The sequence below is a fragment of the Companilactobacillus pabuli genome (assembly GCF_014058425.1).
Lineage (GTDB): Bacteria > Bacillota > Bacilli > Lactobacillales > Lactobacillaceae > Companilactobacillus > Companilactobacillus pabuli.
Window position 1 is genome coordinate 1214115 of record NZ_CP049366.1, and the last position, 16019, is coordinate 1230133.

Genomic DNA, 16019 nt, shown 5'->3' on the forward strand with positions numbered 1-16019 from the left:
TAAAAAAGGCCTCGATATCTACTTCGGTATCGGGGCCTTACTTTCTTTCCATTTATTACTTTTTACCAGTACGACGTTGGAAGAATTTAACAATTTCAACAATCAAAATCATCAATACTCCAGCGCCAAGGACAATCAACCATTGTTCTAGATTCAGTTCAGTAACGTGGAACAAGCTGTTAAATCCAGGAACAACAATTGTCGCTGCCACCATGATAAATGATGTTAATACACCAATGTTGAACATCTTATTCTTGAACATATGAACTTTAAAGATCGATTGATACGTCGATTTAACGTTAAATGCGTGGAACAATTGAATCAAAGCTAATGTTGCATAGGCCATTGTCAAAGCATCAGCATGCATTGCATCATTAGCTGTGTGGACTGGGAACATAATGGCTAATCCATAAACTCCCAAAGTAATCAGTCCTTCAAGGATACCTTGATAAACGATCGAAGAACCAATTCCTCCACCTAAGAAACTTGAACGGCGCCCACGTGGTTTTTTATCCATAATACCTGGTTCGGTTGGTTCAACACCTAAAGCGATTGCTGGGAAAGTATCGGTTGCTAAATTGATCCAAAGCAACTGAACCGGTAGTAAAATATCCCAGCCTAGCAAAGTCATCATGAACAATGTCAAAACTTCACCTAAGTTAGCTGAAAGTAAATATTGAATCGATTTTTGAATATTAGAGAAGACCTTACGACCTTCTTCAACCGCAACGATGATTGTTGCAAAGTTATCATCGGCTAATACCATATCAGAAGCTCCCTTAGAAACTTCCGTACCAGTAATACCCATACCGATACCAATATCAGCGGACTTCAAAGCTGGTGCATCATTGACACCGTCACCAGTCATGGCAACAACTTTACCTTTATCTTGCCAAGCTTTGACGATTCTAACTTTATGTTCTGGAGATACACGCGCATAAACTGAATAACGTTGAACATTCTTTTCGAATTCATCGTCACTCATTTGATCCAATTGAGCCCCAGTAATGACAGCATCATCATCGCCTGCTTTAATGATTCCTAAACGAGCTGCAATCGCTTCGGCAGTATCTTGATGGTCACCAGTAATCATCATTGGACGAATACCAGCTTTTTTGGCATCAGCAACCGCTTTGGCAGCCTCTGGACGTTCTGGATCAATCATCCCAATCAAACCTGCAAAGACTAAATCATTTTCAACGGTCTCTGAATCAACGGTTTGTGGAATTTCATCAATAATCTTATAACCCATGGCTAAAACTCTCAAAGCTTGAGTTGCCATTGCTTTATTTTGCTTTAAAATTTCTGTCTTATCGGCTTCAGTAAAATCAACTACTTCATCAGAGGTTTTTTGCAATTTAGTAACTCGTTGCAACAACATATCAGGAGCACCTTTGACCGCTACTAAGAATTTACCATCAGATAACTTGTGAATCGTTGACATCAACTTACGTTCTGAATCGAATGGTACTTCTGCAACACGTGGTTCCTTTTTCAACTCGTCTTCAACTTGATAGTCGTGATCAAATCCAAATTGAACTAAGGCTGTTTCAGTTGGATCACCTACTAAAACTCCATCATTTTGAATCTTTGTATCATTGGCAAACGTCATAACTTGTAGAACTTTATCAGCTCCAGTGATTTTTGACGAGGCATCATTTAGTTTGCCATATTGATAAAACTTTTCGACTGTCATCTTATTTTGAGTTAACGTACCAGTCTTATCAGAAGCAACAATATCAGTACTTCCCAACGTTTCAACTGCAGGAAGCTTCCTAACCAAAGCTTTACGCTTAGCCATTCTTGTTGTACCTAACGCTAAAATAATCGTTACGATAGCTGGTAAACCTTCCGGAATTGCAGCAACGGCTAATGAAATTGCGACCAACATCATATTGATGACTAATTCATTCATTGGCAATCCCGAATGATTATTGAAAATACCAACTGCGAAAATCACTGCAGCGATTCCAAGAATCAACCAAGTCAAAGTTTTACCAAGAGAATTCAAATTATCTTGCAGAGGTGTGCTTGTTTCCTCAGCTTTATTGATCATTCCAGCAATTTGACCAACTTGTGTATTCATACCAACACCAACTACGATACCGACTCCACGACCGTAAGTAACATTACTATTCATATAAGCCATGTTTTTACGATCACCTAGTGGAATATCCTCATCTGGTAGAGTTTCTGCTTCTTTTTCAACCGGAACTGATTCACCAGTCAAAGCAGCTTCTTCAATCTTCATCGAGGCCGAATCAATCAAGCGGATATCCGCTGGCACAATATCTCCAGCTTCTAGCAAAACAACATCTCCGACCACTAAAGCCTCACTACTAACTGTCTCCAGTTTGCCATTTCGCTTGATATGAGCTTCAGGAGTCGACATTTCCTTCAAAGCATCAATAGCTTCCTCAGCCTTTGACTCCTGGAAAACCCCAAAAACAGCATTGATAATAACTACGGCCAAAATCAAAGCGGCATCAGCCCATTCTTGAGCAACAAATCCTGAAATCAAGGCAGCCACTAATAAAACAATAATCATAAAATCTTTAAATTGATCAAAAAATCTTTGGAACAAATTCTTCTTCTTACCTTGTGCTAAAGCATTAGGCCCATTTTCTTCCAAACGTTTTTTAGCTTGGTCAGTACTTAATCCGGCTTCACTAGTTTGGAATTTATCCAACAGTGAAGTTTTATCCAGTGCATAATATCGAGTATCTTTCAAATTCAACCCCTCCTTTGATTTAAAAAAAGAGACCTGCACGCCAAATAGCGTACAAGTCTCACTAATTAAGACAAAACCAGACTTACGTCTTGCTGACGATTTTGTCGCAGGCAACTTCTGCAAGTTACTCCCTTGTTTAAGGTCAGTATATCGAAAATCTATATTTAAATCAAAGAAAAGATGCAATAAATTAAATTATATATTCGGCATTAACCCATTCATTGGTTGCTACTCGATAATACGTTGTTCCATCAACAACCTTAGTTTGATCAGTTTGCCATGATGTATTATTTGCTAATGCTCGATTAGTTATCGTTGTCATGCTTCCGTCATCTTGCAAAGCAACTAATTGAACGTAACTAGAATTTGAATTATTTACTTTGATAACATTAGCTGAGCTAGCTGCATCAGTAGTTGAAGAATTTCCAGCTAAGTATTGTGCTGCTACCCATTCATTCGTAGCTACTCGATAATATGTTGTTCCATTGACAACTTTTGTTTGATCAGTTTGCCATGATGTATTATTTGCTAATGCTCGATTAGTTATTGTTGTCATACTTCCATCATCCTGTAGAGCCATCAATGGTACATAACTGCTAGAAGAATTATCTACTTCAATTACATTAGAACTAGTAGATCCACTATCAGTTACGGCTGAATCATTATCAGTTGAAGTTGTCGTAGTTGTTGTAGTCGTACTTGAAGAATTAGGTGACTGATATGATGTAAAGAAATCATCATACAACTCAGACACATCAAAATAACCGCTACTTCCGCTAAAAGTATAAGAACTCGACCATTGCCAGCCATGATTAGAGGTATACCATTCTTGTCCAGAAGGATTATATGGATATGATGCGATCCAACCGGTATCGACACTCATTACACTGCCGACCCAAGAACCCATAGTATAAATTGTCGAACGATAACCATATTTAGCAACTTCTGTCATAAAAGCTTGATTATCAGCATCATTTTGTGCTTCAGACACAGAACTTTGCTCGGAACTTTCAACATCAGTAGCTAATACAGCCCCTTCGGGTAAGCCATCCGCTTGAGCCAATTTACCAGCATAATCCGCTTCGGCAATCGCACTAGCAACACTATTGTAGTGAGCAAAATGATAACCGCTAATATACATGCCGGCTTTTTGAGCATTTGCAATGTTATTTGCAGCTGTACTATCCTTAAAAGAAGTACCTTCACTAATTTTAGTTACAATCGCTTTAACGCCATAGTTGTTGTACATATCTTGGAAATTGGCAACAGTCATGGCTCCATTATTATTGGACACATCGACCATATCTGTTCTAGCAGCGCTTACATTAGTAGCTCCCAAAAGTACTATCAAGAACGAAAATATTGTCGCCAAAAGAATTGTCGTTTTTCTTTTTAAAACCATTATCAAATCTCCCTCTTGTTGTTATCACAACAAAAGAATTATAGAACTGGTATTAAAAAATGAACCAAAAATTACATGATTGTACTTATAAATTAACATAGTAACTATTATTTAATCAAAAATTAACTTGATTTATTGTATTTTTTGAATTTTATTTTTAACAGCAATTATTACTTATTTACGGAGGATTTTTATGAACTACAAATATATTTTAATCGACCTTGATGATACTATTCTAGATACAAGGGCCAATACACATAATGCTTTAAAAGAAATGGCTAAATATGTTGATTTTCCATTCAATGATGAACAAATTCAATATTGGTATCAAATGAATGACTATTTGTGGAAACAATTGGAAGAAAAGCAGATTAGTCGACAAGAATTGATGGACAGTCGCTTTCCAAATCTATTTAGTCATTTCAACAAAAAAATCGATACTACCAACATAAATCAACAATACTTTGATGTACTAAATCAACAGCACGAATTGATGCCCGGCGCTAAAGAGATCCTACAGGAATTAAATAAAACATATCGTCTATTTGCGGCTTCAAACGGAACCGGCGATAAACAATATTCCCAAACGGCAGGCGCAAAAATTGACCAATACTTTGAAAAGATATTTTTATCAGAAGATATTGGTTTCGATAAACCTGACAAAAAATTCTTTGAAGCCATTGAAAATGAATTACAGGCAAAACCTGAAGACTTTTTAATGATTGGCGACTCACTTTCCTCAGATATTGCTGGTGCTAATTATAGTAATATCGATAGTCTTTGGTATAACAAGAATGAGATTAATAATAAGACTGATTTTAAGCCCACTTATGAAGTGACTAAATTAGCAGATATTTGCGCAACTATTAAATAAACTGATTCAATTAATAAAAGAGCGAAAATAGCATCCATTCAAATATAGTCATTTTGACTATTGTTTAAATAGATGCCTATTTACTCAGTCATTAAAAATATAAAATTACTATCTAGTCCGGAATAGCAAAGGCTCCAAGTCGTACCCACATCGTTCCAGCCAAATTTGCTTTGCTATGGAGGACGGAATATTACTACTAACCTAACTTAAGAAAGAGCCACAAACCTAAATCTCTCCCTTTTTTCTGAAAATTTATTGTTATCGAACCGGTTCGATAGACTAGAATAACCATGATTACAGCGTTTATCCGTTTTCATTGCGTTATAATCGATTTGGTCATAAATAAATTTATTGGGGAGGGATTTTTATGTTACATTATTTTGACCTGAAACGTCCTCAAAAATTGGGTTTATCAATTAACGAACAAAAGAGTCGTTGGTTTCGTGAATTCTTAAAGTCATTTTTGGTCGTTTTCTTCGTTTACTTCTGCATGTATTTGATTCGGAATAATCTTTCTGCAGCACAACCTTTGTTAGTTAAAGATGGGATTTCTACAACTGCACTAGGTTGGATTGGTTATGGATTCTCACTAGCTTACGGGATCGGTAAAACTGTTCTAGGCTACGTCGTTGATGGTAAGAATACTAAGAAATTCATGTCGTTCCTTTTGATTCTCGCTGCTATTATGACGTTAATTATTGGGGTTGCCTTATTAATGAATCAAGCTCCTGTCGGATTGATCTTAGTACTTTGGTCATTGAATGGTATTTTCCAATCTCCTGGTGGCTCAGCTTCTTTATCCACCATTTCACGTTGGACGACAACTACTACTCGTGGACGCTATATTGGAATTTGGAACATTTCTCACGAATTCGGTGGTGCTGTTGCTGGTGTTATCGCTCTTTGGGGTGCAAATCATCTCTTTGGCGGTAACGTCGGTGGTATGTTTATTTTTCCCGCCATTATTGGTTTAATCGTCGGTTTCTGGGGATTATTCTTCGGGGCTGATGACCCACAAGAACTAGGTTGGGACCCTAGTGAAATCATCTTTGGTGAAAATATTTCAAAAGCTGATCAATCTGCTTCCAAGATGAGTAAGTGGACTATTTTTAAGACTTTCGTCATGAAGAGTCCTTGGGTCTGGCTATTGTGTATCGCTAACGTCTTCGTTTATGTCGTTAGAATCGGTATCGTCAACTGGGCTCCCTTGTACACTGTTCAACAGCTTCACTTCACAGTAGCTCAAGGTGCCAATACTTTATTGCTTTTCCAATTAGGTGGAATTATTGGTAGTGTTGTTTGGGGCTGGTTCTCAGATCTTTTGAAGGGTCGTCGGGCTGTTGTTTCAATCATTTGTTTAGCTCTGACAGCCTTCGTTGTTTTGGGTTATCGTTACGGGACAACACCTATGATGATCAATACTTCTTTGTTTTTCTTAGGTATGTTGATTTACGGACCACAACTATTGATCGGTGTCTCTGTTATCAGTTTCGTACCTAAAAATGCTCTAAACGTGTCTGATGGATTGACTGGTACCTTTGCTTACATCTTCGGCGATTTGATGGCACAAGTTGGTTTTGCGGCCATTGCCGATCCTAAGCAAAATGGTCTCTCAATTCTTGGCATGAACCTTCATGGTTGGAATGATACTTTCATTGTCTTCTACATGGCGGTCGTATTGAGTATCATTATTTTAGCTATTATTGCTGTCGGTGAAGAAAAACGGATTCGTCAACAATTAAATTAATTTGATACAAAAACAGGTTTGATTTTCCTATTCGAAATCAAACCTGTTTTTTATTTTTCTTTTGTAAAATAATCTTCTAAAAATTTGGCTAAGCCGTCTTTAGCGTTAGTTTCAGTCACAAAATTAGCAATTTTTTTAACTTCGGGTAACCCATTACCCATGGCAACTGAATACTTAGCTTCCTTCATCATCCCGACATCATTCATTCCATCACCAAAAACGAAAGTATGGTCGTAATCTATGCCCCATTCTTGTTGAATTCGTTTAACTGCCGTTCCCTTATCTGTTTGCAGTGGAATCATTTCCAAATTATCTGGACTAGAAGATGACATTTCCATTAAACCGCTATCGATCAACTCATCTCGAACAATATGAAGCTCTGACATATCACCACGACTCAAAACTACGCCATTAGTGATATCGCCAGTAACTGATTTTAATTCTGAAAAGCTTTCGACTTCCTCATAGCCAAAATCTTCATCAAAATTACCAGCATTTTGGGCGATGAAATCAGGAATTTTTCTTGTGAAATAAGCTTTCTCTGGTGTAAAGAGCATCATTGGCAATTGATATTTAGCCGTTACTTTATACGCCAAATCAACCGCCTTTGAACCTAATTTAGTAACCTCTCGACCTTTAGCACCATCAAAGACAGCTCCGTTAGACGTTATCATCTTTACATCAGGATTTAACAATCTCTGCGTAATTTTAGCTAATTCATACATCCGCCCTGTCGCAATGTAAAAAATTACTCCTTTTTGTTGTAGATTCTCAATTGTTTCTTTAGTTCGTGGAGAAATATGCTTATGATCACTCGCTAAAAGCGTTCCATCAAGATCCATAAATACTAAATATTTTGGCATAAATTTTTCCCTCGATTTTTAATTAACTTCATAATCTATTGTAGCAAAGTTTTTGTAATCGGTTACTTTATTCGTGCCAATTGTTCGAGTAATTCTTTTCTTTGTTGTATTAACTTTTTCCCAACGTCCGTTTGGGCGACTCTTTTTCGACTAACAGCTTGTTCAATCACCCGTTTGGTTGAAACTACATCAGTCATTTCTCTAATAGCTTTTTCCCTAGTCGTAAAGGGTTCATGCGTTACTAATTGCAATCCGTAAGAATTAGACAACAATGTATAACCACCGATACCAGTCGTTTTGTGATAAGGCTTTGACATCCCACCATCTATCACAAAAATTTTTCCATTAGCCATAATTGGCGATTCGCCCGCTTTGACTGGCGTATGACCATTAATGATATGACCATTTTTCAATCCAAAATCCTGCAATAATTTATCTGCAAACCACTCCTCTTGCCTTAAAGAATAATAAGGATTCAAAACTTCTAAGTGAGTACTTTTATCAGCAATAAAATAACGTTCAAATGTTGTCATCTGGTCTTTTCCAAACAAAGGCGACAATTTTCCTGTCCACAAATACCAAATCATATCGATATTTTGACTAGATTGTTGATCTTTTAACGCTTGACGAATAATCTTATCAAAATAATCAAACAACGCATGTCCAAAATATTTATGCCCATGAATTTCTAAACTTAATAAGTTACCCTCAGTATCTACGGGAATGCAACCATGCAATAAGAGATTATCGTTATATTTTAAATACATTGAACCATTATCGACTAAGTAGTTGATATGACGGTGCAATTTCTTCGATTTAGCAAATTGTTTCATCAAATAGTCAATCATCCTATTTTCATCTTCAGTTAATTGATAAGGGTTTTCTCGATCAACTAACTGAAAACAGCCGTCTTGAAGAGGATAAGTCTGACCAGCTAATGTAATTGTCTGATGATCAAAGTCAATTTTTTCCAATAAAAGTCGATTATTCATCTGAAACTCTGGATGTCTTTTTATCGTCTGACCTTCCAATTTAAATTGCATAATGGCCACAGCCTGTTGAACACAACTATCAATTTCTTCTCGTACAGTGGTGATTTTTTTACCCGTATCTGATTTTGGTAAAAAGGTAATTTGTTTATGATAATTCTCTAAGGAAAAATCAATTATTTTTTGTAGATCAATTCCGTAGGCATCTTGCAGAATCGTTAAATTATCATAACGGGCACAAATTCTGAGAAGATTTAGTATACATAATTTTGAACCCGCTAAACTCCCCATCCACAAAATATCATGATTTCCCCACTGAAAGTCAAAACTTTGCCAATGTTTGACCAAATGTTCTATCACGAAATCCGGATGCGGTCCACGGTCATAAATATCGCCAATAACGTGAACATGATCCACCACTAAACGTTGAATAGAATGACAAGTAGCAATAATGAAATCATCCGCCATCTTTAAATCAATAATGCCATCTAAAATATTTTGATAAGACAATTGTTTCGTTTCCGCATTATTATCAGCATAAAGTAATTCTTCCGTTACGTAGACAAATTCTGGATTAAGCGTCTTTCTAACTTTAGAACGCGTGTATTTATTGGCAGTATACCTTAACATTTCAATCAAATTATTAAAAGTATCCATATACCATTGTGTCAAATCATCTTTATTTCTTATTTGAGCTTTCGTACGTTTTAAAATTTCTGACGGATAATAAATTAAAAAAGCTAATTTTTTCTGAGAAACACTAGATAACCGACCAGTAAATAATTCCGCAATTTTTTGTTTAGTGTTTCCAGAGCCATTACGCATAATATGTGCAAATTCATCATATTCACCATGAATATCACTGACAAAAACTTCAGTTCCTTTCGGCAAACCTAAAATCGCCGATAAATTGATCAATTCCGTCTTGAGTTCGTTTCTTTTAGTAAAATCATCAACCATTTGTATATACCTTTCTTATCATTTTAGAGAAAATCGGTGTACTAACAATGATAATTAAAACTATACCATTTAAAGAAAACGATTCCAAGACATAAAAAAAGACATCCCTTTGGATGCCCGATTTTTTTAAACTGTTAATTCAATTTGATTCCCCTCTGGATCACAAACAACACTCTCGTAATAACCATCTCCGGTCACCCTTGGGCCACTGAGATGTTTATAACCAGCCTTTTCTATTGTTTCAGTTAACTGATCAACTTTTTCTTTTGAGCCTAAGGCAATCGCAATGTGCATATACCCGAGTGGATACCCTTTTTCATGGTGCCGATTCAAGTCATCTCTAGTACCAACTTCTAATCTTGCCCCATCTGGAAAAGTCAAAAAGCGTGAAGAGAAAGTCGTTACTGGATTGTGATATTTGTCTGAAGCTTTTGCCTCAAAATAAGTTTCATAAAACTCGACAGTTCTATCTAAATTGCGAACAAAAAGACCAACGTGTTCTATCCTCATAAAACCCCTCTAATCTAATTTTCTGTATTTATATTTATTAGTGTAGCTTACTTTCTGATTGGCAGGTAGAATTGTGTTTCCAAAATCTGGATGATGAATAGCATCTGGCAAAGTTTGTAGCTCCATCGCTAGTGAACTGAATTCATGATTTTGAGCTTTTACTGAATCAATTGGATTAGCGGTGAAAATAACTAATCCACCTCTATCAGTGTACAAATCAATTGCTCGATGCTCTGACTTCAACGTAGCAGCTTTTTTACCCACAACAAATGCATCATCGAATTCAACTTTATCTAATGGTTTGAGCTGCTTCAATCCTTGACCAATCTTTTTGAAATTCTTAAAGTCATAAGCATTGGTCGTTGCTAACAATTTTCCAGTAGGAATCTTTTCAGCATCAACATCGACGAAACGCTTCGAATTGATTTTCAATTGTTGCTGGCGAATATTCTCATCATCAATGTCAAAATAAACGTGACAAGTTGGATTAAATAGCGTGTCATGATCAGTCTCAGCACTGTAAGTTATTTGTACTTCATCGTCATCATTTAGACTGTATCTGATTTTTACCATCAACGTCCCGGGAAATTCATCCTCACCTTTGACTGTATGTGTAAACAAAACCGAATTGTCCGAATCAATCGTACTGTCAAAGTTTTGACTCTGTAATCCATGGTCACCACTGTGCATGACGTTTTTGCCATTATTGGGTGTCATTTGATAGTCAACACCATTAATAGAAAACTTAGCATCTTTAATTCGACCTGCGACACGTCCAATTGTTTTACCTACCATATAAGGTGTTTTAATATAATCATCCAAATCATTGAAATGCTCAATCAACGAGTGCTTCACGCCATCTTCAACCACTTCAAAATTTTGCCATGTAGCAGCGTAAGTCAAAACATTGATGCTAGTTTGATTTTTATTAGTTATTTTGTATGAATAAACGGGATCAGTTCCAATTTCCCCAAAAATTGTCTTCGTTACTGTCATATTTCTACCCATTCTGTGCAATCAATATCTGATACTGTGATTAGATAATTAATCCATAGCCTTTTTAATATTTTCAAGTGTTACTTCAGAAGTATCGTTAAAGTTTAAATCTGCTTCATTAAGCATCTTTGGATCACCGATTCCAAGAGAAGTTTCATGTGCACCGTTGATTGATTTAATCCCGGCAATCGCATCTTCTAAACCGATACATTCCTCAGGCTTTAGATTCAAAACCTCTGCTCCACGAACATAAATTTCTGGATCGGGTTTTCCGTGTGTCAAAGTAGCTGGATCAACTTTTCCGTCAAAATATTTGGCCAAATCTAATTTTTTCAAGACAATTGGTGAATTTTTTGAAGAAGAAGCTAAAGAAATTAAATAATGATGATCTGATAATTCTTCAATAAATTCTTTCATTCCTGGCAAAATATCATCTTGGCTCAAAGAGTCCAACAGCCCTAAATAATTATCATTCTTTTTGGCAGCTAATTTTTCTTTTTCATCTTCCGTGTAATCATTTTCTTTGCCGCCAGCTTTAAGGATCAAATTCAAAGAATCCATTCTAGCTACACCCTTTAGCTGGTTGGCTAAATCTTCTGTCCAAGTAACGCCTAATTCATCGGCCAATTGATGCCAAGCTTTACCATGGTAAAGTGACGTATTAGCAATTACACCATCTAAATCGAAAATAAAACCTTTAATTTGTTCAAATTTAACCATACTATTCTCCTTTGATAAAAAAGTGCCTGAATAAAATTATCCAGACACCTTTATTTTCACAATTATTTAAGCATTTGTGGCTTACCGTAAACTTGAATCTGTAATGGTTCTCCAGAAATCAATTTGAATTGTGGTCCATCGCTTGAGACAGAAACTTCAATTACACGATTTCTAAAGACTTGTCTAAATGAATAACTATTCCATTTCTTAGGCAAGAATGGCTTATAACTAAGCGTACCATCATCAGCTACACGCATACCAGCAAACCCTTGAACCATTGCTAGCCAGCCACCGGTCATTGAAGTAATGTGCAAACCATCTGCGGTGTCATTATTATAATTGTCTAAGTCTAGTCTAGCGGTCCTCTCATATAATGCAACCGCTTTCTCTTCGTAGTGAAGATCAGCTGCTAAAACTGAATGGATTGCAGGTGAAAGACTTGACTCGTGAACTGTCATAGGTTCATAGAAGTCAAAGTTACGCTTCTTTTCACGTTCACTGAATTCGTCGATGAAGTCCCAAATTCCTTGAAGAACATCACCTTGTTTGATATATGGTGAACGTAAAATCTTATCCCATGACCAGTGCTGGTTGATTGGCAATTGATCTTTTGGAATAGTTGAAACAGGGTCATGATTTTTATTCAAGTATCCGTCGTGTTGAACAAAGATACCCAAATCCTCATCATATGGCAAGTACATCTTATCAATGATATCTTGCCACTGATCCATTTCAGCTTTGGAAACGGCTAGCTTATCAAATTGTTCTTTTGAAACTTCACCGAGAATTTGTAACGTATACTTCAAAGTCCACTTAGCTAAGAAGTTCGTATACCAGTTATTATCAACATTATTCTCATATTCATCTGGTCCGGTAACGCCGAAAATCATATAACGGTCATGACGCTTACTATAGTCAACCCGATCAGCCCAGAAACGAGAAATTTCAGTTAAGATCTTACTACCTTCATTGAGAACAAAGGACTTATCACCTGTATAACGAGTATAGTTGTAAATAGCAAACGCTATATCACCGTTACGGTGAATTTCTTCAAAGGTGATTTCCCATTCGTTATGGCATTCAATTCCATTGAAAGTAACCATTGGGAACAAAGCACCTTTTAATCCTTGCTCTTTGGCATTGACGTAAGCTCCGTCCAATTGGTTATAACGATACATTAGCAAGTTTCTCGAAACATCTGGTTGAGTGATACCTAAGTAAACTGGAATACAAAAGGCTTCGGTATCCCAATAAGTAGCACCACCATACTTTTCACCAGTAAAGCCCTTTGGACCAATGTTTAAACGAGAATCTTCTCCAGAATAAGTTGTCAATAAACCGAATAAATTGAAACGCATACCTTGTTGAGCATCCGTATCGCCATCAATTTTAATATCTGATTGGCTCCAACGTTGATCCCAAACATTTTTATGCTCGCTAAGCAATTGTTCATAAGAGAATTTGGTTGTTTTAGCACTGACAGCTTCTAGTGCATCTCTTAGATCATCAACTGTTTCATAATCGCGTGATGTCAAAACAACGACACGCTTTTCGATCGAACCGACTTCTTCTGGTTTCAAAGTCTTTTGGAAAGTTCTGCTTGTTTCTAAATCAGTAACCTTTTGATCAACTTCATCTAAGTCTGTCACATATTTGGCATCCATCCCCGAAGTAAATCTTGGTGTACCAAAGTCATTAGGCTTAGTCTTAGCAATCAAATAGTCTTCGTTAATTTCTAGAACTTGCCAGAAACGTTCGTCATAGTTAGCATCTTCATTTTTTACGTCAGCATCAATACTTGAGATGACCTTAACAGTCACATTTTGATCAGAAAGGTTCTCAAAAGTTACTTTTTGAACTGATAAATTCTTTTGAGCAGCACTCAAAAATCTAATGAAATTAAATTTAATCTTCTTACCATCTTTATCAACGATAAATGATCTCGATAAAGTGGCATCTTTCATATTTAAGTCGAGAGTGAAATCACTAATTGTATCTTTATTTAAATCTAATTTTGATCCATCGATCAAGAAATTCATTTTAATAAAGTTGACTGCATTAATGACCTTTCCAAAATACTTAGGATAGCCATTCTTCCACCAACCGACACGTGTTTTATCAGGGAACCAAACCCCTGCTAAGTAAATTCCCGGAAGACTATCCCCTGAATAATCTTCTTCGAAATTACCTCTCATCCCCATGTATCCGTTACCTAAACTCGTAATACTTTCTTGGAGTCTTTTATTATCTTTATCTAAATTGTGGGTTAAAACATTCCAAGGACTAACTTCAAAAATCCTTTGCATTTTGACACCTCCTATAAAAAAAGGTAATTAGGTAAACACCTAATTACCTTTTATAATCCTTAAAGAATTGTTTCTTCTGTATCTTTGTCAAAGTAATGTGCTTTTGTCATTTCAAAAGCCATTTGAACGTTATCGCCAGGTTCTCTATGATCACGTGCATCAACTTTTGCAATAAAGTCAGTTCCACCGAGATTAGAGTAAAGGATTGATTCAGCACCTAGCAATTCGGAAACTTGAATCTTAGCATTAATTATGGCATCAGGGAAAGCTTGAATTGCAACTTCTTCGGCATGAATGTCTTCTGGACGAATACCAAATATGACATCCTTACCAACATAACCTTTTTGTTCGAGCACTTTGTATTGACCTTCAGGGATGGCAATGTTGATACCACCGTCATTGACAATCTTGCCATCTTCAATCTTAACATCGAAGAAATTAGTAGCCGGAGAACCAATGAACCCAGCAACGAATTTGTTTTCTGGTTTGCTGTACAACTCGGCAGGAGTACCAACTTGTTGAATCATACCGTCATTCATGATAACGATACGATCAGCCATAGTCATAGCTTCGACTTGGTCGTGAGTAACATAGATAAAGTTACGTCCCAAACGTTGATGCAATTGAGCAATTTCAGTACGCATCTGAACTCTCAATTTAGCATCCAAGTTTGACAATGGTTCATCAAGTAAGAACAAGTTTGCATCACGGACAATGGCACGACCTAAAGCAACACGTTGTCTTTGACCACCTGATAGAGCGGCTGGCTTACGTTTCAAATATGGTGTCAATCCTAAGATTTTAGCGGCATTATCAACCCGTTTCTTAGTATCTTCCTTATCGTTTTTACGAATATTTAAACCAAAAGCCATATTATCAAAGACTGTCATATGTGGATACAAGGCATAGTTTTGGAAAACCATCGCGATATCACGATCTTTTGGTTGAACCTTATTCATGACCTTGCCATCCATCTTAAAGTCACCTTTAGTAATATCCTCTAGTCCCGCTATCATACGTAATGTGGTGGATTTACCACATCCGGAAGGTCCAACGAAGACAATAAATTCACCATCTTTAATGTCTAGGTTGAAATCACTAACTGAATAGTCAGTATTACCTTGATAGCGTTTGTAAATGTGATCCAAATTAATTTTTACCATTTTTAACGCTCCTTTTATTTTTTGACTTCCAGTTAACTAATAAGTTTAATCTTACTAATCAATCTAGATGTGTCCTCCACACCCAAAGTCAATCCTTTTTGGCTACTTGACCACCTAATAATCTGTATGAGACATACGTTGCAAGCGAGACACTGCAGATCACACTCAAGAAGGCCAATTGCAAAACGAAATTCAACAATATCAAGATTAAAAATACTATTACTGAGATTATAATTGGTAGAGGCTTTTCAACGAATAAAGTTAAAATACTTTCAAACTCATTTGTTGCCAGTTGGAAACTAACAGCGACTAAAGCCATGAAATAAACAAATGTTAAAATCATCACTGCTACGTGCCACTGCGTATTTCCCATTGCAACTTTATTTAATAAAATGAACAAACTTGCAACGAAACCTAAACCAAAATTGAGAAGATAGTTTTTCTGAAAATCAAACCATTTTTTAAAAAAATATTTAAAAAAACTCACACTACCGTTTAGTTGCCATTCTTGAACAGCTGCATAACTAGCAACCAATCCAGGAATTGTAAAAACTGATAACATCAACCATACGATAACTAACAACATCGTATAAGTAGCTGAAAACTTCAAACTGAACAAGATGATTGCAGTCAATATCACTGGAAAATTGATAATAAAGAATGAGAAGTTAATGGTAAATAATGACCAAAGCCAGTTACCACTCGCCATTAATCTTTGTCCATTTTTCGATTTTAGATTGATCACAATAATCTGTCCT

12 protein-coding genes are annotated in these 16019 nt (G+C 36.3%); 2 read left to right on the forward strand and 10 right to left on the reverse strand.

The features are described from left to right. Positions 1 to 55 precede the first annotated feature (55 nt). Both G6534_RS05805 and G6534_RS05810 read right to left on the reverse strand, forming a co-directional pair. A complete protein-coding gene (locus tag G6534_RS05805; RefSeq protein WP_059073928.1) occupies positions 56 to 2731 on the reverse strand; it encodes a cation-translocating P-type ATPase in 2676 nt (891 codons plus the stop codon). 190 nt (positions 2732 to 2921) lie between these two features. Continuing rightward, positions 2922 to 4133: a GH25 family lysozyme gene (locus G6534_RS05810; protein WP_059073929.1), complete on the reverse strand. Its 1212-nt coding sequence runs from the start codon at positions 4131 to 4133 to the stop codon at positions 2922 to 2924. Between the two features lie 193 nt (positions 4134 to 4326). Here G6534_RS05810 and G6534_RS05815 point away from each other — a divergent pair, with 193 nt between their 5' ends. Beyond that, positions 4327 to 5007 carry a YjjG family noncanonical pyrimidine nucleotidase gene (locus G6534_RS05815; RefSeq protein WP_059073930.1) on the forward strand — a complete coding sequence of 227 codons (681 nt, stop codon included), beginning with the start codon at positions 4327 to 4329 and terminating at the stop codon, positions 5005 to 5007. Between the two features lie 367 nt (positions 5008 to 5374). Continuing rightward, positions 5375 to 6754: a hexose-6-phosphate:phosphate antiporter gene (gene uhpT / locus G6534_RS05820; protein WP_059073931.1), complete on the forward strand. Its 1380-nt coding sequence runs from the start codon at positions 5375 to 5377 to the stop codon at positions 6752 to 6754. Positions 6755 to 6804: 50 nt separating this feature from the next. Here the strand turns inward: uhpT and G6534_RS05825 are convergent, their stop codons facing one another. The 8 genes from G6534_RS05825 to G6534_RS05860 all read right to left on the reverse strand — a co-directional run bounded on the left by G6534_RS05825 (position 6805) and on the right by G6534_RS05860 (position 15970). Continuing rightward, on the reverse strand, positions 6805 to 7617 hold the full coding sequence (locus G6534_RS05825; protein WP_059073932.1) for an HAD family hydrolase: 813 nt from the start codon (positions 7615 to 7617) through the stop codon (positions 6805 to 6807). A 62-nt stretch (positions 7618 to 7679) separates the two neighbouring features. Continuing rightward, positions 7680 to 9566 carry a fructose-1,6-bisphosphatase gene (locus tag G6534_RS05830; protein WP_182082452.1) on the reverse strand — a complete coding sequence of 629 codons (1887 nt, stop codon included), beginning with the start codon at positions 9564 to 9566 and terminating at the stop codon, positions 7680 to 7682. Between the two features lie 126 nt (positions 9567 to 9692). Beyond that, positions 9693 to 10076: a VOC family protein gene (locus G6534_RS05835; protein ID WP_059073933.1), complete on the reverse strand. Its 384-nt coding sequence runs from the start codon at positions 10074 to 10076 to the stop codon at positions 9693 to 9695. A 9-nt stretch (positions 10077 to 10085) separates the two neighbouring features. Further along, on the reverse strand, positions 10086 to 11072 hold the full coding sequence (locus tag G6534_RS05840) for an aldose epimerase family protein (protein ID WP_059073934.1): 987 nt from the start codon (positions 11070 to 11072) through the stop codon (positions 10086 to 10088). 48 nt (positions 11073 to 11120) lie between these two features. Then, complete coding sequence (gene pgmB / locus G6534_RS05845; protein WP_059073935.1) at positions 11121 to 11792, reverse strand: beta-phosphoglucomutase; 672 nt, start codon at positions 11790 to 11792, stop codon at positions 11121 to 11123. Between the two features lie 62 nt (positions 11793 to 11854). Beyond that, positions 11855 to 14098: a glycoside hydrolase family 65 protein gene (locus G6534_RS05850; protein ID WP_059073936.1), complete on the reverse strand. Its 2244-nt coding sequence runs from the start codon at positions 14096 to 14098 to the stop codon at positions 11855 to 11857. 59 nt (positions 14099 to 14157) lie between these two features. Further along, positions 14158 to 15261 (reverse strand): ABC transporter ATP-binding protein, encoded by a 1104-nt coding sequence (locus G6534_RS05855; RefSeq protein ID WP_059073937.1) that lies wholly within the window; start codon positions 15259 to 15261, stop codon positions 14158 to 14160. Between the two features lie 88 nt (positions 15262 to 15349). Continuing rightward, positions 15350 to 15970, reverse strand: coding sequence for a hypothetical protein (locus G6534_RS05860; protein ID WP_152999961.1), 621 nt, complete (start codon positions 15968 to 15970; stop codon positions 15350 to 15352). Positions 15971 to 16019 lie beyond the last annotated feature (49 nt).